General features: G+C 68.8%; 22 protein-coding genes and 1 tRNA gene. 12 read left to right on the forward strand and 11 right to left on the reverse strand.

Annotated features, from left to right (window positions below):
• Positions 1–8 precede the first annotated feature (8 nt).
• The 4 genes from ACP2AD_RS09125 to ACP2AD_RS09140 form a co-directional block, all read right to left on the reverse strand.
• Positions 9–245, reverse strand: a complete 237-nt coding sequence (locus tag ACP2AD_RS09125) for a hypothetical protein (RefSeq protein ID WP_425229756.1) — start codon at positions 243–245, stop codon at positions 9–11.
• A complete protein-coding gene (locus ACP2AD_RS09130) occupies positions 245–721 on the reverse strand; it encodes a hypothetical protein (protein ID WP_425229757.1) in 477 nt (158 codons plus the stop codon). Before ACP2AD_RS09130 ends, ACP2AD_RS09125 begins: the two co-directional genes overlap by 1 nt.
• A gap of 105 nt (positions 722–826) precedes the next feature.
• Positions 827–1,111, reverse strand: coding sequence for a hypothetical protein (locus ACP2AD_RS09135; RefSeq protein WP_425229758.1), 285 nt, complete (start codon positions 1,109–1,111; stop codon positions 827–829).
• Positions 1,112–1,212: 101 nt separating this feature from the next.
• Positions 1,213–1,671, reverse strand: a complete 459-nt coding sequence (locus ACP2AD_RS09140) for a host attachment family protein (protein WP_425229759.1) — start codon at positions 1,669–1,671, stop codon at positions 1,213–1,215.
• Positions 1,672–1,764: 93 nt separating this feature from the next.
• Between ACP2AD_RS09140 and serS the strand changes: the two genes are divergently transcribed.
• The 4 genes from serS to ACP2AD_RS09160 all read left to right on the forward strand — a co-directional run bounded on the left by serS (position 1,765) and on the right by ACP2AD_RS09160 (position 5,912).
• On the forward strand, positions 1,765–3,069 hold the full coding sequence (gene serS / locus ACP2AD_RS09145) for a serine--tRNA ligase (RefSeq protein ID WP_425229760.1): 1,305 nt from the start codon (positions 1,765–1,767) through the stop codon (positions 3,067–3,069).
• Positions 3,070–3,119: 50 nt separating this feature from the next.
• A complete protein-coding gene (locus tag ACP2AD_RS09150) occupies positions 3,120–4,247 on the forward strand; it encodes a peptidoglycan DD-metalloendopeptidase family protein (protein ID WP_425229761.1) in 1,128 nt (375 codons plus the stop codon).
• Between the two features lie 40 nt (positions 4,248–4,287).
• Positions 4,288–5,517, forward strand: coding sequence for a tyrosine--tRNA ligase (tyrS, locus tag ACP2AD_RS09155; protein ID WP_425229762.1), 1,230 nt, complete (start codon positions 4,288–4,290; stop codon positions 5,515–5,517).
• A gap of 80 nt (positions 5,518–5,597) precedes the next feature.
• The gene (locus tag ACP2AD_RS09160; protein ID WP_425229763.1) at positions 5,598–5,912 is read left to right on the forward strand and encodes a PilZ domain-containing protein; all 315 of its coding nucleotides are present in this window, start codon (positions 5,598–5,600) and stop codon (positions 5,910–5,912) included.
• Between the two features lie 248 nt (positions 5,913–6,160).
• On the opposite strand, the gene recG is transcribed toward ACP2AD_RS09160, so the two are convergent.
• Positions 6,161–8,212 (reverse strand): ATP-dependent DNA helicase RecG, encoded by a 2,052-nt coding sequence (gene recG, locus ACP2AD_RS09165; protein ID WP_425229764.1) that lies wholly within the window; start codon positions 8,210–8,212, stop codon positions 6,161–6,163.
• Between the two features lie 95 nt (positions 8,213–8,307).
• On the opposite strand from recG, the gene ACP2AD_RS09170 reads away from it, so the two are divergent.
• Both ACP2AD_RS09170 and mfd read left to right on the forward strand, forming a co-directional pair.
• Positions 8,308–8,571 carry a succinate dehydrogenase assembly factor 2 gene (locus ACP2AD_RS09170; protein WP_425229765.1) on the forward strand — a complete coding sequence of 88 codons (264 nt, stop codon included), beginning with the start codon at positions 8,308–8,310 and terminating at the stop codon, positions 8,569–8,571.
• Positions 8,572–8,681: 110 nt separating this feature from the next.
• The gene (mfd, locus tag ACP2AD_RS09175) at positions 8,682–12,137 is read left to right on the forward strand and encodes a transcription-repair coupling factor (protein ID WP_425229766.1); all 3,456 of its coding nucleotides are present in this window, start codon (positions 8,682–8,684) and stop codon (positions 12,135–12,137) included.
• 3 nt (positions 12,138–12,140) lie between these two features.
• Here mfd and ACP2AD_RS09180 read toward each other — a convergent pair whose 3' ends face one another.
• Positions 12,141–12,938 (reverse strand): EAL domain-containing protein, encoded by a 798-nt coding sequence (locus tag ACP2AD_RS09180; protein WP_425229767.1) that lies wholly within the window; start codon positions 12,936–12,938, stop codon positions 12,141–12,143.
• Positions 12,939–13,020: 82 nt separating this feature from the next.
• On the opposite strand from ACP2AD_RS09180, the gene moaA reads away from it, so the two are divergent.
• The 6 genes from moaA (at position 13,021) to ACP2AD_RS09210 (ending at position 17,708) form a co-directional block, all read left to right on the forward strand.
• Positions 13,021–14,043, forward strand: coding sequence for a GTP 3',8-cyclase MoaA (gene moaA / locus ACP2AD_RS09185; protein ID WP_425229768.1), 1,023 nt, complete (start codon positions 13,021–13,023; stop codon positions 14,041–14,043).
• Positions 14,040–14,819, forward strand: a complete 780-nt coding sequence (locus tag ACP2AD_RS09190) for an NAD kinase (protein ID WP_425229769.1) — start codon at positions 14,040–14,042, stop codon at positions 14,817–14,819. The genes moaA and ACP2AD_RS09190 overlap by 4 nt, the downstream gene beginning before the upstream one ends.
• A gap of 192 nt (positions 14,820–15,011) precedes the next feature.
• Positions 15,012–15,086, forward strand: a tRNA-Asn gene (locus tag ACP2AD_RS09195).
• 19 nt (positions 15,087–15,105) lie between these two features.
• Positions 15,106–15,543 carry a secondary thiamine-phosphate synthase enzyme YjbQ gene (locus ACP2AD_RS09200; protein ID WP_425229770.1) on the forward strand — a complete coding sequence of 146 codons (438 nt, stop codon included), beginning with the start codon at positions 15,106–15,108 and terminating at the stop codon, positions 15,541–15,543.
• On the forward strand, positions 15,540–16,964 hold the full coding sequence (locus tag ACP2AD_RS09205) for an MFS transporter (RefSeq protein WP_425229771.1): 1,425 nt from the start codon (positions 15,540–15,542) through the stop codon (positions 16,962–16,964). The genes ACP2AD_RS09200 and ACP2AD_RS09205 overlap by 4 nt, the downstream gene beginning before the upstream one ends.
• A 108-nt stretch (positions 16,965–17,072) precedes the next feature.
• On the forward strand, positions 17,073–17,708 hold the full coding sequence (locus tag ACP2AD_RS09210) for a CC0125/CC1285 family lipoprotein (protein ID WP_425229772.1): 636 nt from the start codon (positions 17,073–17,075) through the stop codon (positions 17,706–17,708).
• A 265-nt stretch (positions 17,709–17,973) separates the two neighbouring features.
• On the opposite strand, the gene secA is transcribed toward ACP2AD_RS09210, so the two are convergent.
• The 5 genes from secA to ACP2AD_RS09235 form a co-directional block, all read right to left on the reverse strand.
• Positions 17,974–20,724 carry a preprotein translocase subunit SecA gene (secA, locus tag ACP2AD_RS09215; protein ID WP_425229773.1) on the reverse strand — a complete coding sequence of 917 codons (2,751 nt, stop codon included), beginning with the start codon at positions 20,722–20,724 and terminating at the stop codon, positions 17,974–17,976.
• An 80-nt stretch (positions 20,725–20,804) separates the two neighbouring features.
• The gene (locus ACP2AD_RS09220) at positions 20,805–21,059 is read right to left on the reverse strand and encodes a hypothetical protein (RefSeq protein ID WP_425229774.1); all 255 of its coding nucleotides are present in this window, start codon (positions 21,057–21,059) and stop codon (positions 20,805–20,807) included.
• A 69-nt stretch (positions 21,060–21,128) separates the two neighbouring features.
• Positions 21,129–21,623, reverse strand: a complete 495-nt coding sequence (locus ACP2AD_RS09225; RefSeq protein WP_425229775.1) for a TonB family protein — start codon at positions 21,621–21,623, stop codon at positions 21,129–21,131.
• A gap of 20 nt (positions 21,624–21,643) precedes the next feature.
• Complete coding sequence (locus tag ACP2AD_RS09230; protein ID WP_425229776.1) at positions 21,644–22,099, reverse strand: hypothetical protein; 456 nt, start codon at positions 22,097–22,099, stop codon at positions 21,644–21,646.
• Complete coding sequence (locus ACP2AD_RS09235; protein WP_425229777.1) at positions 22,096–22,704, reverse strand: energy transducer TonB; 609 nt, start codon at positions 22,702–22,704, stop codon at positions 22,096–22,098. The genes ACP2AD_RS09230 and ACP2AD_RS09235 overlap by 4 nt, the downstream gene beginning before the upstream one ends.
• Between the last annotated feature and the right edge of the window lie 19 nt (positions 22,705–22,723).

Consider the following 22,723-nt stretch of genomic DNA (forward strand, 5'->3'; position numbering starts at 1 on the left):
GGTTGAACTTAACGTTTCGTTTCGGCTTGTTGACCTAGCAGCCCCGCGTTGCGGCCGATCCGGTCTGTGGTCGGCCCAGGCGCCAACTGGGAAGAGATGAGCGTATGTCCGTCCGAATGGCTCTGGCGAAACTTTGTGCCTGCGCATGCGGCGGGGCGATCATCGGCGGCGGCGCCGTTCACGCGGTCGAGCGGCCGCACCGGGTTGCGGCGCAGCGGGTCACAACCCATCGCGTCGTCCGGCATCAGGTCGCGACGCAGACCGTGCGCGCCGGGGGGCGCCGGCGGGTCATCACGACCACGACGACAAGCTGCGCGCCCGCTGTGGTCACGGTGGCGAGCACGCCGGTGCCCGGACCCGGACCCGTGGCGGAGGGCTTCACCGGCGGCGGCTTCGGCGGGGTGCCCGTCGTTGTCGGCGGCGGCGGGTTCTTCGGCGGCGGCGGCGGGTTCGGCGGCGGCTTCTTCGGCGGCGGCAGCAGCGGGTCGAGCGGCAGCATCGTCATCTCGTCGACCTCGAGCGGCGGATCGTCCAGCTCGTCGGGCAACGTCTCGTCATCGTCGGGCGGCAGCGTCTCGTCATCGAGCGGCAACGTGTCGGTATCGTCGAGCGGCAATGTCTCCTCATCGGGTAACGTGTCGAGCTCCAGCTCGACCGGCGGCGCCAATGTCGACATCAACAACTCGAACTCGAGCAACAACAGCTCGAACAACTCGAACACCAATTCGAATTCACAGAGCCAGGGTCAGAATCAGAACCAAAATCAGAACCAAAACCAAAACCAAAACCAAAATCAGAACCAAAATCAGAACGGTTCGTCGAGCGGCTATGGTTCGTCGAGCCAAGGTTGGTCCTCGACCGGCGGCTGGTCGTCCAACGGCTCGTCGAGCACCAGCTCGACCGGCGGCAGCGGCAGCAACGGGTCCAGCGGATCGTCGGGCAGCTCGTCTTCCAGCTCGTCTTCTTCCTCGTCCAGCTCGTCCTCGGGCAGTTCCGGCAGCACCGGTTCGAGCGGCGGCCCGCCCGCCCCGGTTCCGGCGCCGCCGATGGTGCTGCTGTTCGGCGCGGCAGCTGCGGCGCTGGTGGCGCGCAAGCGGCTGGCGAAGCCCACCCTAGCGTAAGCGCTCGCAACCCGCAGCAGGAAGGCCCGTCGTTCGGAGGGAACGGCGGGCCTTCTTGTTGGTCTCGGTTACGAACGGCGTCAGCGCCGATCTACGCCGCGGCGAGCAGCGCCTTTTCGATTTCGGGAATGGGATGGCCTGTCAGATCCTTCGCCAGCTCGCCGGCGAGCCGCTGCTCCACCTCCTTGTGATAGTGCTTGCGCAGCTCCCCCAGCGTCTTGGGCGGGGCGACGATGATCAACTGCTCGAAATCATTGGCCAGCGCTCTCTTTCTGAGCATTTCGGCGGCTTCCGCGGCGAAGCGATCCTCTTCCAGCTGATGAAAGTCGGTCGGCCCGACCGAGCTGCCGGATTGACCATTACGCCCGCCTGGGCTGGTGTTCGACGCACGCCCGGCGGCATCGGTCGCCTGATCTCGCGTGGCGGGATTGGCATGCTCCTCCGCCGCGTCGACCTGCAGGTTGATCGCCTGCGCGTCGCCCTCGTTGCGCAGGAACAAAAGCTTGCGTCCATCGGCGACCAGCACGCGTGCGTTGTGCGGGACCTGCATGGGCTATTCTCCTCGGGGTCAATGTTGGAAGGATAACGCCCGCGCGGCGGCGCGGGTTGCGCGGGCGGGGGTGCGCCGCCATAGCCGCGCGCCATGCACGATGTCCGTCTCGTCCGGGAAGACCCCGCCGCCTTCGACGCCGCGCTGGCGCGCCGCGGCGCGTCGGCGTCGGCGACGGCGCTGCTGGCGCTCGACGAACAGCGGCGGCAGACGATCGCGGCGGCGCAGGCGGCGCAAGCACGGCGTAACGAGCTGTCGAAAGCGATCGGCCAGGCGAAGGCGAAGGGCGACGGTGCGACGGCCGAGGCGCTGATGCGCGATGTCGCGGCGCTGAAGGAGCGGTTGCCCGCGCTGGCGAGCGAGGAACAGCGGCTCGGCAGCAAGTTTGAGACCGCGCTGGCGGCGCTCCCTAACCTGCCGCTCGCCGACGTGCCCGATGGCGTCGACGAGGCTGACAACCAGCTGGTCCACGAACGCGGGCGCAAGCCGGTGTTCGACTTCGCGGTGCGCGAACATGCCGATATCGGCCCTCCGCTCGGCCTCGACTTCGAGACCGGCGCGGCGATTGCGGGCGCGCGGTTCACGCTGGTCCGCGGCCACGCCGCCCGGCTGGGCCGCGCGCTCGGGCAGTTCGGGCTGGACGTGCTGACGCGCGACCACGGCTATGAAGAAGTGATGCCGCCGCTGCTGGTCCGGCAGGACGCGGTCTACGGCGTCGGTCAACTGCCCAAGTTCGAGGAAGACCTCTTCAAGACCACCGACGGCCGCTACCTGATCTCGACCTCGGAAGTCAGCCTGACCAACATCGTGCGCGAGAAGATTCTGCGCGCCGACGAGCTGCCGCTGCGCTTCACCGCGCTGACGCCCTGCTTCCGGTCGGAGGCGGGCGCGGCGGGGCGCGACACGCGCGGCTTCATCCGCCAGCATCAATTCGACAAGGCGGAGATGGTGTCGATCGTCGAGCCCGACCGGTCGGAGGCCGAGCATGAGCGGATGACCGCGGCGGCGGAGGATGTGCTGACGCGCCTGGAGCTGCCGTTTCGCCGGATGAAGCTGTGCGCGGGCGACATGGGGTTCGCGGCGGCCCGGACCTATGATCTGGAGGTGTGGCTCCCCGGACAGGACCGCTACCGCGAGGTGTCGAGCTGCTCCACCTGCACCGATTTCCAGGCGCGGCGCATGAATGCGCGTTACCGGCCGGAGGGCGAGCCCGCCGGTGCCACCGGCAATCAAAAGGGGCCCACGCGGTTTGTCCACACGCTCAACGGCTCGGGACTGGTGGTCGGGCGGATCATGGTCGCGATCCTGGAGAATTATCAGCAGGCGGACGGCGCGGTCGCAGTGCCCGCGGTGCTGCAGCCCTATCTGGGCGGGCTCAATCGGCTGGAGCCGCGCTAGGCAAGCGGACCGCGTCCCGGCATAGTTGCCTCCGGCGACGGAGGATCGAGATGCGGCTGATAGTGGCGATCGCGGGTGCGGCCCTCCTCTCCGGCTGCATCCCCAGCCTGGATGACGGCGCGCGCGACTACCCGCCGCCACCGGGCCAGCCCGGCTATCCCGAGCCGCCGCGACAGGACGGTGCGGCACCGCGCGAGCCCGACCACACATCGCAGCGTGGCGATGAGGAGGTCACCGCCCTGCCCGCCCCGCGCCCTTCGTGGGAAGCGCGTCCGGTGGTGGCGGACGCGCCGGAGGTGCCGCAGCAACGCTACACCGTCGTCCCCGGCGACACGCTCACCCGCATTGCCGCCCGCACCGGTGCGGGTGTCGACGCGATCGCGCGCGCAAACGGTCTGGATAAGCCCTATGCGGTCCGTGAGGGCGATCGGCTGGATATCCCCGGCGGCCGCTATCACCTCGTCAGGACCGGCGAGAGCGGCATCGCCATTGCACGCGCCTATGGCGTGCCGTGGAGCCGGGTGGTCGAAGCCAACGGTTTGATCGAGCCCTTCATCCTGCGCACCGGCCAGCGCGTGCTGATCCCGGGTGCCAGCGCTGCCGTCACGCCCGGACCGTCTTCGTCGCAGCCGAGCATCGCCGCCCAGCGTGCCGCCGCCTTTCACCTCGATATCGACGATATCCTGACCGGCGGCGAACCTGCGCTGGCGGCCAATGCGCAGCCATCGCGTCCTGCCCCCGGCCCGACGCGCGTGCTGCCCGTCACCGCCGCAGTGGCGCCGCCCGCGCGCTTCGCCGGCGGCGGCTTCAGCTGGCCGGTCGAGGGGCGTCTGCTCAGCCATTTCGGCCCCGGCCAGCCCGGCGAGCGACAGGACGGCGTCACCATCGCCGCGCCGGTCGGCACACCGGTGCGTGCATCGGCGGACGGCGTCGTCGCTTATGTCGGCAGCGCGATCCCGTCGCTGGGCGGGCTGGTGATCGTGAAGCACGGCAGCACCTGGACCACCGTCTACGGCTATAACAGCCGCCTTCTCGTCCAGCGCGGGCAGGCGGTGCGTCGCGGCCAGACCATCGCATTGTCCGGTGAGACCGGGAGCGTCGAACGCCCGGCCGTCCACTTCGAGCTCCGCCGCGGCCGCACGCCGGTCAATCCCGAGGACCAGCTGCCGCGGCGGTGAGCCTCGTCAAGCCGCACCCGCCCCGCTACACCGCGCGCGCATGATCGACTATCAGTCCGACCTCCTCCGCACGCTGGCCGCACGCGGCTACATCCATCAGATGACCGACGCGGCTGCGCTCGACGCGCTGGCGACGCGACTGGTGGTGCCCGCCTATATCGGCTTCGACGCCACCGCCCCGTCGCTCCATGTCGGTTCGATGGTCCAGATCATGATGCTCCGCCGGCTGCAGCAATCGGGGCACAAGCCGATCGTCGTGATGGGTGGCGGCACCACCAAGGTCGGCGATCCGTCGGGCAAGGACGAGAGCCGCAAGCTGCTCACCACCGCCGACATTCAGGCCAACATCGCCTCGATCCGGCGGGTCTTCGAACGCTTCCTGACCTTTGGTGAGGGGCCGACCGATGCGGTGATCGTCGACAATGCCGACTGGCTCGACCGGCTGGAATATGTGCCGTTCCTGCGCGACGTCGGCCGGCACTTCACGATCAACCGCATGCTGAGCTTCGACTCGGTCAGGCTCCGCCTCGACCGCGAGCAGCCGCTGACCTTCCTCGAATTCAACTACATGATCCTCCAGGCCTATGATTTTCTGGAGCTGTCGCGGCGCGTCGGATGCCGGCTGCAAATGGGCGGGTCGGATCAATGGGGCAATATCGTCAACGGCATCGAGCTGACGCGGCGGATCGACGGTACCGAGCTGTACGGGCTGACGACGCCGCTCATCACCACCGCCGATGGCGCGAAGATGGGCAAGACTGCGGCGGGCGCGGTGTGGCTCAACGGGGATCAGCTCAGCGCCTACGACTATTGGCAGTTCTGGCGGAACACCGACGATCGCGACGTCGGGCGCTTTCTGCGCCTGTTCACCGATCTGCCGCTTGCGGACATCGCGCGGCTGGAGGCGCTGCAGGGAGTCGAGATCAATGCCGCCAAAAAGGCGCTGGCCGACGCGGCGACGGCGCTCTGCCGCGGGGAGCAGGCCGCGGCCGACGCTGGCGAGACGGCACGGCAGACCTTTGAGCAGGGTGGCGCGGGCGCGTCCTTGCCGGCCCATGCCGCCGACGTCGACGCAATCGGCATCGTCGACGCACTGACATTGCTCGGCCTGGCGGCATCGAAAGGTGAGGGACGGCGCAAGATCGCAGAGGGGGCGGTTCGGGTGGACGACAGCGTCGTCGCCGACGACCACATCATCGCGCTGGTCCGCGGCGCTCCGGTAAAGGTCAGCCTCGGCAAGAAACGCCACGCATTGCTGTGGCGTAGCTAACTGTGCCGCAACCACTTTCCTTCGCCTCCCGGCAAAGCCTTGGCGGTTAGCCCGGTCTCAACCAGAGGCAGGAGCTTGGAGTGGCGGCAAGCGCGCTGAATTGGGTGGGCGATGACCGCAGCGAGCCGCGCGACGCGGTGCATCATCGCACCCGCGCGCACCATGCCGATGGGCGCCTGTTGCCGCTGGTGGTCGTCAATGTCTCGTCTGGCGGGCTGATGGCGCGGTGCGATGCGCCGTGCGAGCAGGGTGACCGGTTGCGCGTGGACCTGCCGAACGTCGGCTTGATCACGGTCGAGGTGCGCTGGTCGCTAGGCGGACGGATCGGTTGCCGTCTGCCGACGCCGCTGGGATTGAGCGACTATTACGCGCTGCTAAGCGGGATGCGGCGTTAGCCGATCAGTAGTCCTGCCAGCCCCGCAACGGCGGCGCAACGCAGCGTCTGTGCCGACACCGGCAAAACCGACTGTCCACGGCGCGAGCTTCGCATTTTGTCTCCGCCATCGCCTTGTTATGCCCGACAAGCAGCTTTTGTGTCTCTGCGCGCACTCTGCCGATACGAGCGAGTTCTTCCCGGAGGTCAGGGGACGGTTCGTCAGGAAGGGTCGCCATCCCGGGTCGATGACAGGGGTGCATCCGATCGTCACCCGCCACGCAGCAGTTGCACCCCCGCGTCGCGCTCGAACAGATACAGCGCCACCCGCGCCGCCTCGCCGCGTGCGCCCTCTATCCCGCCGTCGCGTTCGATCAGCAGCCGCGCATCGTCGTGGGCGCAGGAGAGGAGGTCCGCCAGTTGGTCCGGCGGCGCCAGCCGAAAGCCCGCCTCCCCCGATTGCCGCGTGCCAAGCCACTCGCCGCCGCCGCGCAGTTCCAGGTCCCGCTCGGCAATGAGAAAACCGTCGTTGCTCTCTCGCATCAACGCCAGCCGTGCGCGCGACGTCTCGCTCAGCGCCGGACCGCGCAGCAGCAGGCACACCGAATTGCCGCCGCCCCGCCCCACCCGCCCGCGCAACTGGTGCAGCTGCGCCAGCCCGAAGCGGTCAGCATGCTCGATGACGATCAGCGTCGCATTGGGCACGTCGACGCCGACCTCGATTACCGTAGTCGCCACCAGCACCGCCGTCCGCCCCGCGGCGAAAGCGGCCATCCCGGCATCCTTTACCTCCGGCTTCATGCGCCCGTGCACTAGCCCCACCCGGTCACCGAACCGCCGCCGCAGCGCCTCCGCCCGCGCCTCGGCGGCGGCGAGGTCGCTCTTTTCGCTCTCCTCGACCAGCGGGCAGACCCAATAGGCCTGCCTGTCCTCCGCCAAGTGCCGGCCGAGCGCGTTGACCACCTCGTCCAGCCGCCCGTCCGACATCACCCGAGTCTCGATCGGCTGGCGGCCCGGTGGCATCTCGTCGAGGCGGCTGACATCCATCTCGCCATATTGCGCCAGCGTCAGCGTGCGCGGGATCGGCGTCGCGGTCATCGCCAGCAGGTGCGGCGAGCGACCCTTCGCTTGGAGCAGCAGCCGCTCCGCGACGCCGAAACGATGCTGCTCGTCGACCACCACCAGCCCCAGGTCGCGATAGCTCACCGCCTCCTGGAAGATCGCGTGGGTGCCGATCAGAATATCGATCGAGCCGTCCGCCAGCCCCATCAGTGTCGCCTCGCGCGCGCGACCCTTGTCGCGCCCGGTCAGCACCGCGACCTGGACCGGTAGTCCGGCGAGCTGGCGCTTCAGCGTCTCGCCATGCTGGCGCGCCAGGATCTCGGTTGGCGCCAGCAGCGCGCCCTGGGCCCCCGCCTCGACCGCGATCAGCAACGCCATTGCCGCGACCAGCGTCTTGCCCGATCCGACATCGCCCTGCAACAGCCGCAGCATCGGCGACGCCTGCGCCAGATCGCCCTCGATCTCGCGCACCGTCCGCGCCTGCGCCCCCGTCAGTGCATAGGGCAGCGCGAGCAGGTCGCGCAACCGCCCGTCCCCCACCAGCGGCCGCCCCTTGCGCGCGCGGGTCGATGCCCGGACCAGCGCGGTCGCGACCTGATTGGCGAACAGCTCGTCATAGCCGAGCCGCGCCCGTGCCACCGCGTCTGCCGGGTCGGCGTGGACCCGCGCCAGCGCCTCGCGCCATCCCGGCCAGCCGCGGCGCTCCTTCAGCCCGGCGTCGATCCACTCGGGCAGCACCGGCGCGCGCTCGACCGCCTGCGCCGCCAGCTGCGCCATCCGCCGCGACGTCAGTCCCTCCGACAGCGCATAGATCGCCTCGCGTTCGCGCACCTCCTCGCCCGGCTCGCTCAGGTCGGGATGAACGATCTGCAGCTCCTGGCCATATTGGTCGAGCCGGCCCGACACCTGCCGCGGCTCGTCGAGCGGCAGCAGCTTCTTCACATAGCCCGATGAGCCGCCGAAATACGTCAGGCTGACATAGTTGCCCTGTGGATCGGTCGCGAGCACACGCGAGGGGCCGCGGGGTGAGCGGCTGATGCGATGCTCCACCGGCGTCACCACGATCGACACGACGCGGCCGACATCGGCCTGCATCAGCTTCGTCCGTACCACGCGGTCGATCCACCCCGTCGGCAGGTGGAAGGCGACGTCGACCACGCGGCGCAGCCCCAGCCGCTCCAGCGGCTTCGCCAGTGTCGGCCCAACGCCCTTGAGCGCGGTGGCTTCGGCAAACAGCGGATTGAGGATGTCGGGACGCATCGCTATCTGGCCCTAGACCGTTCGAGCCGACTTGCGAAAGCAGGCCGGCCATTCGCCGTTGGCCCAAAGCCCGCAGGGGCATGTTGAAAGAGCGCATGGATCACGACACCCGCCTCAAGCGCCTGCGCTTCCGCGCCTGGCATCGCGGCACGCGCGAAGCCGACCTGATGATCGGCGGCTTCTTCGACGCGCATGCGGTCGCGTTCGATGCGGCCGAACTCGACCTGTTTGAGGCGCTGCTGGAGGAACAGGATGTCGACATCATGGCGTGGGCGATGGGGGTGCAGCCCTGCCCCGATCGCTGGGTCGGCGTGGTGATGGCGCGGATGCGCGCGATGGATTTCGTGCCACTGCCGTAGCCGGAGTCATGCCGGGCGCGTCCCGGCATCCAGCCATCCGCTAGACCATCGGCCGCCTTATGTGGGGCTCGATGGACCCCGGCACGAAGCCGGGGTGACGAAGGACCAGAATGCCCGCCCTCGATACGATCCTCGCCGCCCCCCGGCCCCTCACCCTCGCCGGCATCCCGGCGGGCTTCCAGTCTGCGTTGCTCGCCGACCTCGCGCGGGCGGCCGCGCAAAAGCAGGCTGGCCGCGCCGTGTTCATCGCGCCCGACGACGCGGCGATGCGCGCGATCGCGGCGACGGCGCCGTTCTTCGCGCCCGAACTTGAGGTCGTCACCTTCCCGGCCTGGGACTGTCTGCCCTATGACCGCGCCTCGCCGTCCCTGCGCGTCATGGCCGAGCGCATCGCCGCGCTGCACCGCCTGCAGGCCAAACGGGACAAACCGCAGCTCGTCCTGACAACCGCCAACGCCGTCACCCAGCGCGTGCTCACGCCGTTCCGTATCCGCCAGCTCGTCGCGACGCTTGCGCCCGGCGAGCGGATCGGGCGCGACAAGCTCGCCGCCCTGCTCCAGGCGAACGGCTATGTCCGCACCGACACCGTGCACGACCAGGGCGAGTACGCCGTGCGTGGCGGCATCGTCGACCTGTTCCCTTCGGGCGAAGAACAGGCGCTGCGACTCGATTTCTTCGGCGACGAGATCGAGACGGTACGTACCTTTGACGCCGCCGACCAGCGCACTACCGGCCGGGTCGAGCGCTTCACGCTGCTGCCCGCGTCCGAGGCGCTGCTCGAGGAAGAATCGGTCAAGCGCTTCCGCAGCCGCTACCGCGAGCGGTTCGGGGCCACCGCCACCGGCGACCCGCTCTATCAGGCGGTCAGCGACGGGCGGCGGCTGGCCGGCATGGAGCATTGGCTGCCGCTGTTCGAGGAGAAGCTGAGCACGCTGTTCGATCACCTCGGTGACGGGGTCATCGTCCGCGACACCGGCGTGATCCCCGCCGCCGAGCAGCGGTTCGAGAGCATCGCCGATTACTGGGAAAACCGCCGCCGCGCCGAGGCGGCCGAGCCGGGCAGCTACCGTCCGCTGCCGAAGGAGGCGCTGTACCTCGGCGCGGACGAGTTTGCCGCGGCGGGCGCAACCGCGAAGGTCCACACCGCCACGCCGTTCCACGAGCCCGAGAGTGCCACGGTGCACGATTTCGGTGTCGACGGCCCGCGCGACTTTGCAGCCGAGCGCGGCAGCGGGGCCAATGTCTACGAGGCCGTCGCGGCTCATGCCGCCAAGGAGCAGCGCGCCGGGCGCAAAGTGATTCTGGCGAGCTATTCGACGGGTGCGCGCGAGCGGCTGCACGGGCTGCTCAAGGACCACGGCCTGGCCGGGCGGCTGGCCGATGGCTGGCAAGCGGCGCTCGGCGGCGCGGGAGCGGCGCTGGTTGTCCTGCCGCTCGACCACGGCTTCACCGCGCCCGACGTTGCGGTGCTGACCGAGCAGGACATGCTCGGCGACCGGCTGATCCGGCGGCAGAAGCGCAGGAAGTCGGCCGACGCCTTCCTCGCCGAGCTGGCGACGCTGTCGCCCGGCGACCTGGTCGTCCACGCCGATCACGGCATCGGCCGCTATGTCGGGCTGACCTCGATCCCGGTCGGCCAGTCGCCCCACGACTGCGTCGCGCTCGAATATGCCGGCGGCGACAAGCTCTATGTACCGGTCGAGAACCTGGAGGTGCTGTCCCGCTACGGGTCGGGCGAGGACGGCGCCGCGCTCGACCGGCTGGGCGGCGAGGCCTGGCAACGGCGAAAGAGCCGGATGAAGGAGCGGATCCGCGAGATCGCGGGCGAGCTGATCGCGACAGCGGCACAACGCGCGCTTCAGCCGGGCGATGTGCTGGAGCCCGACGAGGGCGGCTACAACAGCTTCGTCGACCGCTTTCCCTACGAGGAAACCGACGACCAGGACCGCGCGATCGGCGACGTCATCGACGATCTGGGCGCGGGCAAGCCGATGGACCGGCTGGTGGTCGGCGACGTCGGCTTCGGCAAGACGGAGGTGGCGTTGCGCGCCGCGTTCGTCGCTGCGCTGGCCGGCAAACAGGTCGCCATCGTCTGCCCCACGACGCTTCTTGCGCGCCAGCATTTCACCAACTTCAAAGCGCGGTTCGAGGGCTTCCCTATCCAGATCGGCCGTCTGTCGCGTCTCGTCACGGCCAAGGAGGCCGCCGCTACCCGTGCGGGCCTCGCGGAGGGCACGATCGACGTCGTCGTTGGTACCCATGCCATCCTTGCCAAGGCGGTCGAGTTCAAACGGCTGGGCCTGGTTGTCGTCGATGAGGAACAGCGCTTCGGCGTCACCCACAAGGAGCGGCTGAAGGCGCTCAGGGCCGACGTCCACATGCTGACGCTGACCGCGACGCCGATCCCGCGCACGCTGCAGATGGCGATGAGCGGCATCCGCGAGCTCAGCGTGATCCAGACGCCGCCGGTCGACCGGCTGGCGGTGCGGACCTATGTCATGCCGTGGGATCCGGTGGTGCTGCGCGAAGCGCTGCTGCGCGAACACTATCGTGGCGGCCAGAGCTTCTTCGTCACGCCGCGCATCGCCGACCTGCCCGATGTCGAGGAGTTCCTCCGCCGCGAGGTGCCCGAGGTCCGCTATGTCATCGCCCATGGCCAGATGAGCCCGACGGAGGTCGAGGAGCGGATGAGCGCCTTCTACGACCGCAAGTTCGAGGTGCTGGTGTCGACCACCATCGTCGAGAGCGGGCTCGACATACCCAGCGCCAACACGATGATCGTCAACCGCGCCGACCGCTTCGGCCTCGCCCAGTTGTACCAGCTGCGCGGCCGCGTCGGCCGGTCGAAGACGCGCGCCTATGCGTACATGGTGACGCCGCCCGAGCGGCAGATGACCGATACGGCGGAAAAGCGGTTGAAGGTGCTGAGCGATCTCGACTCGCTGGGCGCGGGGTTCCAGCTCGCCAGCCACGACCTCGACATCCGCGGCGCCGGCAATCTGCTGGGCGACGAGCAATCGGGTCACATCAAGGAGGTCGGCTACGAACTCTATCAGTCGATGCTGGAGGAGGCGATCATGGAAGCCAAGGCGGGTGGCTTGCGCGATCGCGCGCGCGACTTCAGCCCACAGATCACCGTCGACGCGCCGATCCTGATCCCGGAGGACTATGTCCCCGACCTCGACCTGCGCATGGGCCTCTACCGCCGCCTCAACGACATCGACCAGAGCAGCGACGTCGAGGCGTTCGCGGCCGAGCTGATCGACCGCTTCGGCCCGCTGCCCGACGCGACCGACAACCTGATCCGCGTCATCGATATCAAGCTGAACGCCAAGCGCGCCTGCATCAGCAAGATGGATGTCGGCGCAAAGGGCGTGGTCGTGACCTTCCACGACAACAAGCCGCCCAACGTCGACGCGCTGTTCGCCTATGTCCAGCGGCTGGGCGCGATCGCGAAGATCAGGCCGGACGCGAAGTTCGTCCTGTCTCGCGCCTGGCCCGACGCCAAGGCGCGGCTTCACGGCGCGCTGCAGCTGGCGAAGGGGTTGGCCAAGACAGCGGGGTAGAAGTCAGCGCGCCTCGACCAGCGCCGCCAACGCCGCCGCGGCCAACGGTCCGGCACACAGGAAGCCTTGATAGTGCGTCGCCCCCGCTTCGGCGAGCAGCGCCCGGTGCGCCTCCGTCTCGACCCCCTCGGCGATCACGCCCAGCCCGAGCTCTCGCCCGATCGCGATGACGTGCCGCACCACGACCTGATCGTGCCGCGATCCCAGCAGGTCGCGCGACAGGGCGCCGTCGATCTTCAGATAGTCGAGCGGCAGCGCCTTCAACCAGGCGAGGCTCGAATAGCCGGTGCCGAAATCGTCAAGCGCGACCTTGACCCCCGCCGCGCGCAGGCCGCCCAGCACCGCCGCGGCGGCGGACAGGTCGGCGATCAGGTCGTGTTCGGTGACCTCCACGGTAAGCCGCGCCGGGGCGACGCCGACCGACGGTGCGCGCCGGAGCAGGTCTTCGGCAAAGCCGGGAGACGCCAGGTCGGACGCAGTCACGTTGATCGCCACGGTCAGGTGCTGCAGCGACGCCGGCCAGAGCGGGATCGATCCGATCGCCTTCCTCTGGATATGCTGCGACAGCTCGGGCAACAGTGCCGCGCGTGTCGCCGCGGCGAACAGCCGGTCGGCGCCCAGCTCGCCAAGCGTCGGATGCTGCCATCGCGCCAGCGCCTCGACGCCGATGATCCTGCCGTCCGCCATCGCCACCTGCGGCTGGTAGCGGAGCTCGATTTCTCCCGCGCCGATCGCGCCACGCAGGTCGTCGGAGAGGCGGCGCTTGGGCGCCGCGGCGATCAGGGGGTCGATGGCGGTCATGCCCGGCAAGCTTAGCCGAGCCAGGCTCATCGCGCCACGTCAACACCTTGTTCCGCCACGGCGAAGCGCCTAGCTCATGCCGATGGCGCCCGTCCTCCCCCAGTCGTCGCGTGTCGACGCGCCGATGACGGACTCCTGGGGCCGCGTCATCCGCTACCTGCGTATTTCCGTGACCGACCGCTGCGACCTGCGCTGCCGCTACTGCATGGCGGAGGCGATGACCTTCTTGCCGCGATCGGCGCTGCTCAGCCTGGAGGAGATCGCGATCATCGCCGAGCGCTTCATCGCACGCGGCGTGACCAAGATCAGGCTGACCGGCGGTGAGCCGCTCGTCCGGCGCGATGTCGGTGAGCTGGTGAAGCGGCTGGGGGCTCATGTCGGGCATGGCCTTGACGAGCTGACGCTGACCACCAACGCCACCCGGCTCGCCGGCCATGCCGGTGCACTGATCGCGGCCGGGGTGCGGCGGGTGAATGTCAGTCTCGACAGTCTCGATCCCGCGCGCTTCCGCTACATCACCCGCCACGGCGACCTGGCTCAGGTGCTCGGCGGCATCGCCGCCGCCGCCACCGCGGGGCTGCGCGTCAAGATCAACACGGTGGCGCTGGCCGGGCTGAACGAGGAGGAGATACCCGCGATCCTGGGCTGGTGCGCTGCGCAGGGGCATGACCTGTCGTTGATCGAGACCATGCCGCTTGGCGCGATAGACGAGGACCGCGCCGATCGCTTCGTGCCGCTGACGCGCGTGTTCGAGCGGCTGGCCGCCAACTTCGACCTCGTCCGCGATGCCCATCGTACGGGGGGCCCGGCCCGCTACTGGCGGATCGCCGGGACGGACACGCGGTTGGGCCTCATCTCGCCGCTGACCGCCAATTTCTGCGACGGCTGCAACCGGGTGCGGCTGACGACGGAGGGCAAGCTGTACGCGTGTCTGGGCCATGACGATCAGGTCGACCTAAAGGCCGCGCTCCGCAGCGGTGGCCTGACCGCGCTCGACGTCGCGATCGACCAGGCATTGCGGATCAAGCCGCGCCGCCACGACTTCCGTATCGATCAGGGCGCTGCGCCCGCCGTCGCGCGGCACATGAGCGTGACGGGCGGATGACGGACTATGCGCGGCGGGCGCTGGTCGCCTCGCCCACCGCGCCGGCGCGCGAGGCGGCGGCGAAGCTGGCCGACGCCTGGGACTGGGTGCAGCCCGACGAGGCGGATGTCGTGATCGCGCTCGGGGGCGACGGCTTCATGCTGCAGACGCTGCACGCGATGCTGCACCGGCGCCAGCTCGCCGTGCCGGTCTTCGGCATGAACTTGGGTACGGTCGGCTTCCTCATGAACGAGTGGCGGCCGCATGGTCTGGACGACCGGCTGGCGCGCGCGCGTCCGTTCCGCGTCGCGCCGCTGCAGATGACCGCAACCGGCGTCGATGGCCGCGTCCACACATTGCCCGCGATCAACGAAGTGTCGCTGCTGCGGGAGACACGGCAGACGGCGAAGCTGGAGGTGACGATCAACGACCGGATCGTCATGGCGGAACTGGCCTGCGACGGCATTCTGGTGGCGACCCCGGCCGGCTCGACGGCGTATAATCTATCGGCGCAGGGCCCGATCCTGCCGCTCGGGTCGGCGCTGGTGGCGCTGACCCCGATCAGTCCCTTTCGCCCCCGACGGTGGCGCGGCGCGATCCTGCCCGACAGGACGCGGGTCAGCCTGAAGGTGCTGGAACCGGCCAAACGCCCGGTATCCGCAGTGGCTGACCAACGCGAGGTGCGCGACGTGGCGCGCGTCGACGTCGCGCTCGACCGGGCGCGCGAGCTGACGCTGCTGTTCGACCCGGAGCATGCGCTGGATGACCGGATCACGATGGAACAGTTCGCGGCGTAGCGCGCGCCTGCAGCGAAACAGCAGACCATAAGCGCAGACCCCGCCGGCGGATCGCGCCAGCAAACCCGTTCGACGTCACGACGCGGCTCGGCCGCGGCGCTGCCTGAGCCTTACATAGCCCAGCCTGGCATCACCACCCAACCCCCTTGAATCCCCTTCACACCCGCGTATAGAGCGCGCTTCTGCGAACGGTCCCTGATAGCTCAGCGGTAGAGTAGGTGACTGTTAATCACTTGGTCGTTGGTTCGAATCCAACTCAGGGAGCCATTCGCGGGCCATGCCATTGATGGAGACTGACCCGCCGATGCTGCGTCAGTCCACCGGCATCCTGCGCATCGGCACGCCCGGCCCCGGCCTTCACGACATCGGCGATCGGGTCGCCCGCTGGACCGCAGACCAGCACATGACCGAGGGGTTGCTGACCCTCTTCTGCCGCCACACCAGCGCATCGCTGCTGATCCAGGAGAACGCCGCCCCCGCCGTGCAGCGCGACCTGCAGCGCTGGGTCGAACGGCTGGCGCCCGAGCGCGACGGCTATGAGCATGATGACGAGGGGCCGGACGACATGCCCGCACATCTGCGCACCGTGCTGACCGGTGTGCAGCTGTCGATCCCGCTTCTGGGGGGCAGCCTCGCGCTCGGGACGTGGCAGGGCGTGTACCTCTTCGAACACCGCCGCGCGCCGCACCGGCGCGAGATCGCCCTTCACCTGCTGGGCGCATGAGCGCGGCGCATCCCGACTGCGATCGCACCGGCGCCGCTGCGGGCGACGGCGGCCGCACCCCCTATTCCGGTTGGACGCTGGCGACCTGCATCCTGGCCTCCAGCCTCGCCTTCATCGACGGTTCGGTGATCAATGTCGCGCTGCCCGCGATCGGACGCGATCTCCATGCCGGCGCCGCCGACCTGCAATGGACGATCAACGCCTATCTCCTGCCGCTCTCGGCGCTGCTGCTGTTGGGCGGGGCGGCGGGCGACCGATTCGGGCGACGGCGATTGCTGATCGCAGGGGTGGCGCTGTTCGCGGTCGCCTCCGTCGCCTGCGCCGTGGCGCCCAGCCGCGCCGTCCTGCTCGCCGCGCGCGCGGCGCAGGGGATCGGCGCGGCGATGCTGATGCCCAACAGCCTGGCGATCCTCGGCAACGCCTTCAGCGGCGAGGCGCGTGGCCGGGCGATCGGGACCTGGGCTGCGGCGGGCGCGATCGCGGGGGCAGTCGGGCCGCCGCTCGGCGGCTGGCTGGTCGACAGCGTCGGCTGGCGCGCGATTTTCTACCTGAACCTGCCATTGGCGTTCGGCGCGATCGTGGCGGCGTGGGCACGCGTGGCGGAAAGTGCTGAGGGCAAGCTGCCGCTCGATCTGCCTGGCGCGGCGCTGGCGACCGTGGCGCTCGGCGCACTCGCCTGGGGGCTGACGTGGTGGAGCAACGCCCGCGCGATCGATGCAATGGCATCGGCAAGCCTTGCGGCCGGGATCGTCGCGCTGGTGCTGTTCGTCTGGTACGAGCGCCGCCGCGGCGAGCGCGCGATGATGCCGCTGGCCTTGTTCGGCAGCCGGGCGTTCGTCGGTCTCAGCCTGCTCACCTTCCTGCTCTACGGCGCACTAGGCGGTCTGCTGGTGCTGCTTCCCTATCTGCTGATCGAGGCGGGCGGGTACACGCCGTTGCAGGCGGGGCTGGCGCTGCTGCCGTTTCCGGCGCTGATCGGCGGCGCCTCGCGGGCGGTGGGCAGGCTGGCGGAGAAGCTCGGGCCGCGGCTGCCGCTCTCGATCGGGCCGCTGATCGTCGCGGGCGGCTTCGCGCTGATGCTGCGCCTCGATCCGCAGGCGAGCTATTGGACCAGCGTGCTGCCGCCGTTGCTGATCATCGCGGCGGGGATGGCGGGAGCGGTGGCACCTCTCACCACCGCCGTGCTCGGCTCGGTGGACAAGGAGCATACGGGCACGGCGTCCGGACTCAACAGCGCGCTCGCCCGAACCGGCGGCCTGATCGCGACCGCCGCCACGGGCGCGGTGATCGGGGCAAGCGGCGCGGCGCTGGTGTCCGCCTATCATCTGGCGGCGTTGATCGCGGGCGCGACCTGCCTGCTGGCGGCGCTGATCGCCTGGTCGACCCTCAGCGAACATTCCACCGCAAAGCGAAGTCGCTGATTGTTATGACAAATCTCGTCGCGGATATAAAACTGTTCATCGCACGTTCCACTGTTGCTCGGTAAGCCGATGCGGTCGCGGCATTGGGCCGCGGATGGAGTGAAGCGCATGTCCATGTCCCTGGGACGCAAGCTGATGCTTGCCACCGTCGCCTCAGGCGCCCTGCTGGTTGGCGGGTGCGTGACCGAGACGACCTATCACCCCGCCACCGGCCGCGGGTTCAACAGCGAAGGATTCAGCGAGCGGCAGGTCGAGCAGAACCGCTTCCTGGTCAGCTTCGCCGGCAACAGCTCGACGCCGCGCGACACGGTCGAACGGTACCTGCTGTTCCGCGCCGCGGAGGTGACGTTGCAGGCGGGCGGCGACTATTTCGTCATGGCCAATCGTGACACCGACCTGCAGTCGCGCACCTACGCCACGCCCGGGTTCGGCCCGGGCTGGGGCTATGGCGGATTTGGCGGCGGCTATTGGGGCCCGTCGTGGCGTTATTACGGACGCGGGTTCGGCGGCTATGGTTATCGCCGCGGGTTCGGCGGGTTTGGCTGGAGCCCTTGGTACGGGGGCGGCTTCGGCGCGTTCAACGACTTCGACGTCGAGACGGTGCAGCGTTATGAGGCGACCGCCGAGATCGTCGTCGGCCACGGCCCGGTGCCGCGCGACAATGTCCGCGCCTTCAACGCGCATCAGGTCGCCGAGCGCATCGGCCCGACGGTGGTGCTGCCTGGCCAGGAGCGGCGGCGCTAGGTTCTCGGCGACGCGGCTTCGCCGCGATGGCTGTAACTGAGGCAGAGCGGGGCCGATCAGCACGGTGGTCGGCCCTACTTATAATCGTGTTACAAGCGGCCAATCACGCCGATGGCCAAAGTCGTTGCGGCATAGCTCAACACCGCAATCCTGAGATCGCGTGAGTATCCGCGCCTAAGCGTAATCCACCCGAACACCGCCGGAACGCACAAGATACCGATGTGCAGAGAAGCGTAAAGCCGTCGAGGCTCTCCGCTCGCGTCACTCACGCCGTCACCGACCCGTGGCACTGCTTATATTTCCGCCCCGACCCACAAGGGCACGGCGCGTTGCGGCTGACCTTGCCTTCCCAATGCTCGGGGTTGTCGCCCAGGTCGCCCGCTTCCGGCCGCACGATCTGCAACGGCGGCAGCTGCGTTTGCACCAGCCCGCCGAAACCCCCGATCGGGCCCCCCGACGCCAGGCTGTCGTCTTCGCCCGTGAACGGATCGAAGTGCGTGGTGATGAAATCGGGCAGGTCGGGCAGCGACGGCGGCGGCTGCAGCTGGAACTGCGCGTGCGCAATCGTGCGCGTCACGTCCTCGCGGATCGCGTCGAGCATCCGCTGAAACAGCGCGAACGCCTCCTGCTTGTACTCGTTGATCGGAGTCTTCTGCGCATAGGCACGAAGGTGCACCACCTGGCGCAGCGCATCCAGCGTCGACAGATGCTCCTTCCAGTGATGGTCCAGGTTCTGGAGCAGGATGGACTTCTCGACCTGCACCCATGTCTCCGGATCGAGTTCCTTCGATTTTGCCGCGACCGACTCGTCGGCGGCGGTGCGGACGCGCTCCTCGACGACCTCGGGGTCCATCGCTTCTTCGCCCAGCCAGTCGTCGACCGGCGGCTCGACGCCAAGCACCGTCTGGATGCGCTCCTTCATTCCGCCGACATCCCATTGTTCGGGATAGGAATTGGGCGGGCACGCCTCGCCGACGATGACGTTGACGGTTTCCTGGCGCATGTCGGCGACGATCTCGTCGACCGCATCGGCATCCATGATGTCGGCGCGCTGTTCGTAGATGACCTTGCGCTGGTCATTCATCACGTCGTCATATTCGACGACCTGCTTGCGGATGTCGTAGTTGCGCGCCTCGACCTTCTTCTGCGCGGTCTCGATCGCCTTGGTCAGCCACTTGCTGCCGATCGCCTCGCCATCCTCGATGTTGTTGCGCATCATCTTCGCGAACAGCGTGTCCGGCCCGAAGATGCGGAGCAGGTCGTCGTCGAGCGACAGGTAGAAGCGGCTCAGCCCCGGATCGCCCTGACGCCCCGAACGCCCGCGCAGCTGGTTGTCGATGCGCCGGGATTCGTGCCGCTCGGTGCCGAGCACGAACAGCCCGCCCGCGCCGAGCACCTCCTCCTTCTCGGCCGCGATCTCTGTCTTGATCCGCTCGATCGCCGCCTCGCGCTCCGGTCCGCCGGCAAGCGCGGTCAGCTCGTCGTTGATCCGGAACTCCAGATTGCCGCCGAGCTGGATGTCGGTGCCGCGCCCGGCCATGTTGGTGGCGATCGTCACCGCCGACTTGCGCCCGGCCTGCGCGACGATATGCGCCTCCATCTCGTGGTGGCGGGCGTTGAGCACGCGATGCTCGACGCGCTCCTGTTGCAGGAACTCGCTCAGCAGCTCGGACTTCTCGATCGAGACGGTGCCGACCAGCACCGGCTGGCCGCGGTCGGCATGAACCTTGATCTTCTTGGCGATCGCCGCGAACTTGTCCTTGGTGTCCTTGTAGAACTCGTCCTCCTCGTCCTCGCGCCGGACGGGCACGTTGGTCGGGATCGAGACGACATTCATCTTGTAGATGTCGTAGAACTCCGCCGCTTCGGTCGCCGCGGTGCCGGTCATCCCCGACAGCTTGGGGTACATGCGGAAATAGTTCTGGAAGGTGATCGAGGCCATCGTCTGATTCTCGGGCTCGATCGTCACGCCCTCCTTCGCCTCGACCGCCTGGTGCAGCCCGTCGGACCAGCGGCGGCCGTCCATCATGCGGCCGGTGAACTCGTCGATGATGATGACCTTGCCATCCTTGACGATATAGTCGGTGTCGCGCTTGAACATCACGTTCGCACGCAGCGCCTGGTTGAGGTGGTGCACCACCTGCGTGTTCTCGAAGTCATACAGGTTGTCGCCCTGCAGATGGCCGGCGGCTTCCAGCATGCGTTCGACCTTCTCCGTTCCGTCCTCGGTCAGGATGATCGTCTTCTGCTTTTCGTCCTTCTCGTAATCGTCGGGGTGTAGCTGTTTCACGACCGCGTCGACCTGCATGTACAGCTCGCTCTTGTCGTCGGTCGGGCCCGAAATGATCAGCGGCGTGCGCGCCTCGTCGATCAGGACCGAATCGACCTCGTCGACAATCGCCATCGCGAACGGCCGCTGCACCATCGACGCGCGGTCGTACTTCATGTTATCGCGCAGGTAATCGAATCCGAACTCGTTGTTCGTGCCATAGGTGATGTCGCTGTTGTACGCGGTCCGGCGCTGTTCGTCGGTCAGGTTGGGTACGATCACGCCGACCGTCATGCCCAGGAACTTATAGACCTGTCCCATCCACTCCGCGTCGCGCGCGGCGAGGTAATCGTTGACGGTGATGACATGGACGCCCTCGCCCGGCAGCGCGTTTAGGTAAACCGCCAGCGTCGCCACCAGCGTCTTGCCCTCGCCGGTCCTCATTTCGGCGATCTCGCCACGGTGGAGGACGATACCGCCGACCATCTGCACGTCGTAATGCCGCTGGCCGAGCACGCGCCGCGCCGCCTCGCGCACCGTGGCGAAGGCCTCCGGGATCAGGTCGTCCAGCTTCGTCCCGTCCGCCAGCCGGGCGCGGAACTTGGCCGTCTGATCGGCCAGTTCCTCATCCGGCATGGCTTCGAGCGCGGGCTCATGTCCCGCGATCTTGGCCACCAGCGGATTGAGCGATTTGACGTAGCGGTCGTTGGAAGAACCAAAAAGCGATTTTGCGAGGCCGCCGAGCATGGGCGTGTTCCTGATATGAAGCATGGGGTGCGGCGCTCCGGGCGCGGCACAAGACAGGCGAAGGCGGTCAGGCGCGGCCGCTATTCGCGGCGGCGGCTCGCATAGAGCGGCGTCGCGGGCGCGAACACCCAGGCTGCGGCCGCACCACCGTCGTCGCGGCGCAGCACGGGCAGCGCTTGAATCGGCCGGCCGTGCGCCGCCAGCCCGGTGATACGCTGAACGGCGGCTTTCTCCGCGACCCGGCTGACCGCCACGGGCGTCTGCATCGCACGCGCCGGACCGCCGGCGCCGGTCAGCGCGGACAGCAGAGCGGACAAGAGCAACAGCAGCTTCACGGCGCTGCGCACATAGGGTGTTCCGCCCGTCGGGCCAACCGCAAACGCCGTTGGTCCGGAATGCGCTGGCTATCTGATCCGATTCCAGTCGATCGGCGGCGACGTCCAGTACCGGACGCCTGGCGAGCCGGGGCCGGCGGCGCCGTGCCGGACGGGCCGAAAGTCGGCCGCCCACAGCATCGCGTTGCAGGTCGCGCTGTCCAGGTCGTCATAGCCGCTGCTCTGTGCAACCGCGCAGCCCGTCGGCACGCCATCGACGTTCACGGTCAGCGTCACCCGCACCGCACCGTCCTCGCCCCGCGCCATCGGCTCTGCCGGCCTGCCTGCCTTGGCGGGCCAGCCGGCGGGGTCGCCGACCGGCGTCGCCGTGTTCGCCGGGATCGCCAGGACGCGCCGACGCCTGGCGGCGACGTCGGCTTCAAACGGCGCCCGGTCGAACGACGGCGGGATGCGCCGCACCGCCGCCGCCACCAGCAGCGTCAGCAGCGTGGCGGTGACCAGCGCACAGCCCGTGACGATGATCCACGCCAGCCGCCCGTCGCGCGTCCGCTGTTCCGCCGTCATCGGGGCATGCCGCACCGCCGTCAGATCCGATGCGGTTGAGGAGCGTCGTCGTCCGGTTCGGGCCGCGGCGGCTCGGCGTCGTCCCCATCGTCGCCGCCCGACGATTTATGGATCTCGGCGTCCGGCCGTGCATCCTGCTTCCGCAGCTCAGCGCCGTCATCGCCGCTCGCATCCACATCGCCGTGACGGCGCGGCCCTGTTTCCTGAGAGGCAGGGGCGCGCGGCGTCGCACTTGCCGCCGGCGCATCGTCGTCCGCCTCGGCCTGCTCGTTCGCTTCACCCATGCTCGTCGGCGTCCGCGATGCGGTCGGCGGGTGCTGCGCCGCCCAGCGGGTGACCTGCCCGCGCAACAGGAGGATCATCCCGATGACCAGCGATAGCGTGACAGCGCCGCAGATGCCGACGATGATCCACGCGAGCCGCCCGTCACGGGCCCGCTGTTCGGGCGTCGGACCCGATGAAGCGCCGGTGTTCATGGCGCAACGCTCACTGTCTGAGTCTCGCGCCGGACGATCCTGACCCGGACCGGATGGCCGTCCCGCTGCCAAGGCGCGCTGAATGGTTGGCCGATCCGTCGCGCCGGACATGGATCGGCCGTGACGGCGGGCGCCCGCCGGCCGGCCAGCACACGACAGCTGGCCAGCTTGCCTTCGCCAACCACGACATATTCGATCGTCAGGTCGCCGTCATAGTCGGCAGCATGCGCGGCATCCAGGGTTGGCGGCGATCCTTCGGGCAACACCCATCGCACCGGCAAAAGGTAGCTCGCGCCGACTGGCCGTCCGCGACGATCGGTCGCCGGGTCGAACCGGCCATGCTGCACCGCCAGAGCGCAGGTGCGGGTATCGAGCACCGCCGTGCCGCTCGATTGAACGATGTTGCACGTCTCGACATTGCCGATCGAATCGACGCCGACCTCGACGACGACCCGCCCCTGACGGCTGCTCCGCTGCGCTTCGGGAGGATAGTCGTCGGGAGAGAACCAGTCGCCGGGATTGCCGATCGGCACCGGCCGCATGTTTGGTGCCTGGCGCGCGGGGGCGCCCGTCGCCGCCTGCGCCGTCGCTATCAGCGCCAGCAACGGCCACGTCGCTATTGTT

The organism is Sphingomonas sp. (assembly GCF_965248875.1).
Lineage (GTDB): Bacteria > Pseudomonadota > Alphaproteobacteria > Sphingomonadales > Sphingomonadaceae > Sphingomonas.

Bases quoted from the DNA above. Each gene is read 5' to 3' on its own strand.
- ACP2AD_RS09125 (WP_425229756.1), bottom strand. From the start codon at position 245: ATGCCGGACGACGCGATGGGTTGTGACCCGCTGCGCCGCAACCCGGTG.
- serS (WP_425229760.1), top strand. From the start codon at position 1,765: ATGCACGATGTCCGTCTCGTCCGGGAAGACCCCGCCGCCTTCGACGCC.
- ACP2AD_RS09225 (WP_425229775.1), bottom strand. From the start codon at position 21,623: ATGACGGCGGAACAGCGGACGCGCGACGGGCGGCTGGCGTGGATCATC.
- recG (WP_425229764.1), bottom strand. From the start codon at position 8,212: ATGCGTCCCGACATCCTCAATCCGCTGTTTGCCGAAGCCACCGCGCTC.
- tyrS (WP_425229762.1), top strand. From the start codon at position 4,288: ATGATCGACTATCAGTCCGACCTCCTCCGCACGCTGGCCGCACGCGGC.
- ACP2AD_RS09150 (WP_425229761.1), top strand. From the start codon at position 3,120: ATGCGGCTGATAGTGGCGATCGCGGGTGCGGCCCTCCTCTCCGGCTGC.
- ACP2AD_RS09140 (WP_425229759.1), bottom strand. From the start codon at position 1,671: ATGCAGGTCCCGCACAACGCACGCGTGCTGGTCGCCGATGGACGCAAG.
- ACP2AD_RS09205 (WP_425229771.1), top strand. From the start codon at position 15,540: ATGAGCGCGGCGCATCCCGACTGCGATCGCACCGGCGCCGCTGCGGGC.
- secA (WP_425229773.1), bottom strand. From the start codon at position 20,724: ATGCTCGGCGGCCTCGCAAAATCGCTTTTTGGTTCTTCCAACGACCGC.
- ACP2AD_RS09210 (WP_425229772.1), top strand. From the start codon at position 17,073: ATGTCCATGTCCCTGGGACGCAAGCTGATGCTTGCCACCGTCGCCTCA.
- ACP2AD_RS09200 (WP_425229770.1), top strand. From the start codon at position 15,106: ATGGAGACTGACCCGCCGATGCTGCGTCAGTCCACCGGCATCCTGCGC.
- ACP2AD_RS09230 (WP_425229776.1), bottom strand. From the start codon at position 22,099: ATGAACACCGGCGCTTCATCGGGTCCGACGCCCGAACAGCGGGCCCGT.
- moaA (WP_425229768.1), top strand. From the start codon at position 13,021: ATGGCGCCCGTCCTCCCCCAGTCGTCGCGTGTCGACGCGCCGATGACG.
- ACP2AD_RS09190 (WP_425229769.1), top strand. From the start codon at position 14,040: ATGACGGACTATGCGCGGCGGGCGCTGGTCGCCTCGCCCACCGCGCCG.
- ACP2AD_RS09170 (WP_425229765.1), top strand. From the start codon at position 8,308: ATGGATCACGACACCCGCCTCAAGCGCCTGCGCTTCCGCGCCTGGCAT.
- ACP2AD_RS09180 (WP_425229767.1), bottom strand. From the start codon at position 12,938: ATGACCGCCATCGACCCCCTGATCGCCGCGGCGCCCAAGCGCCGCCTC.
- mfd (WP_425229766.1), top strand. From the start codon at position 8,682: ATGCCCGCCCTCGATACGATCCTCGCCGCCCCCCGGCCCCTCACCCTC.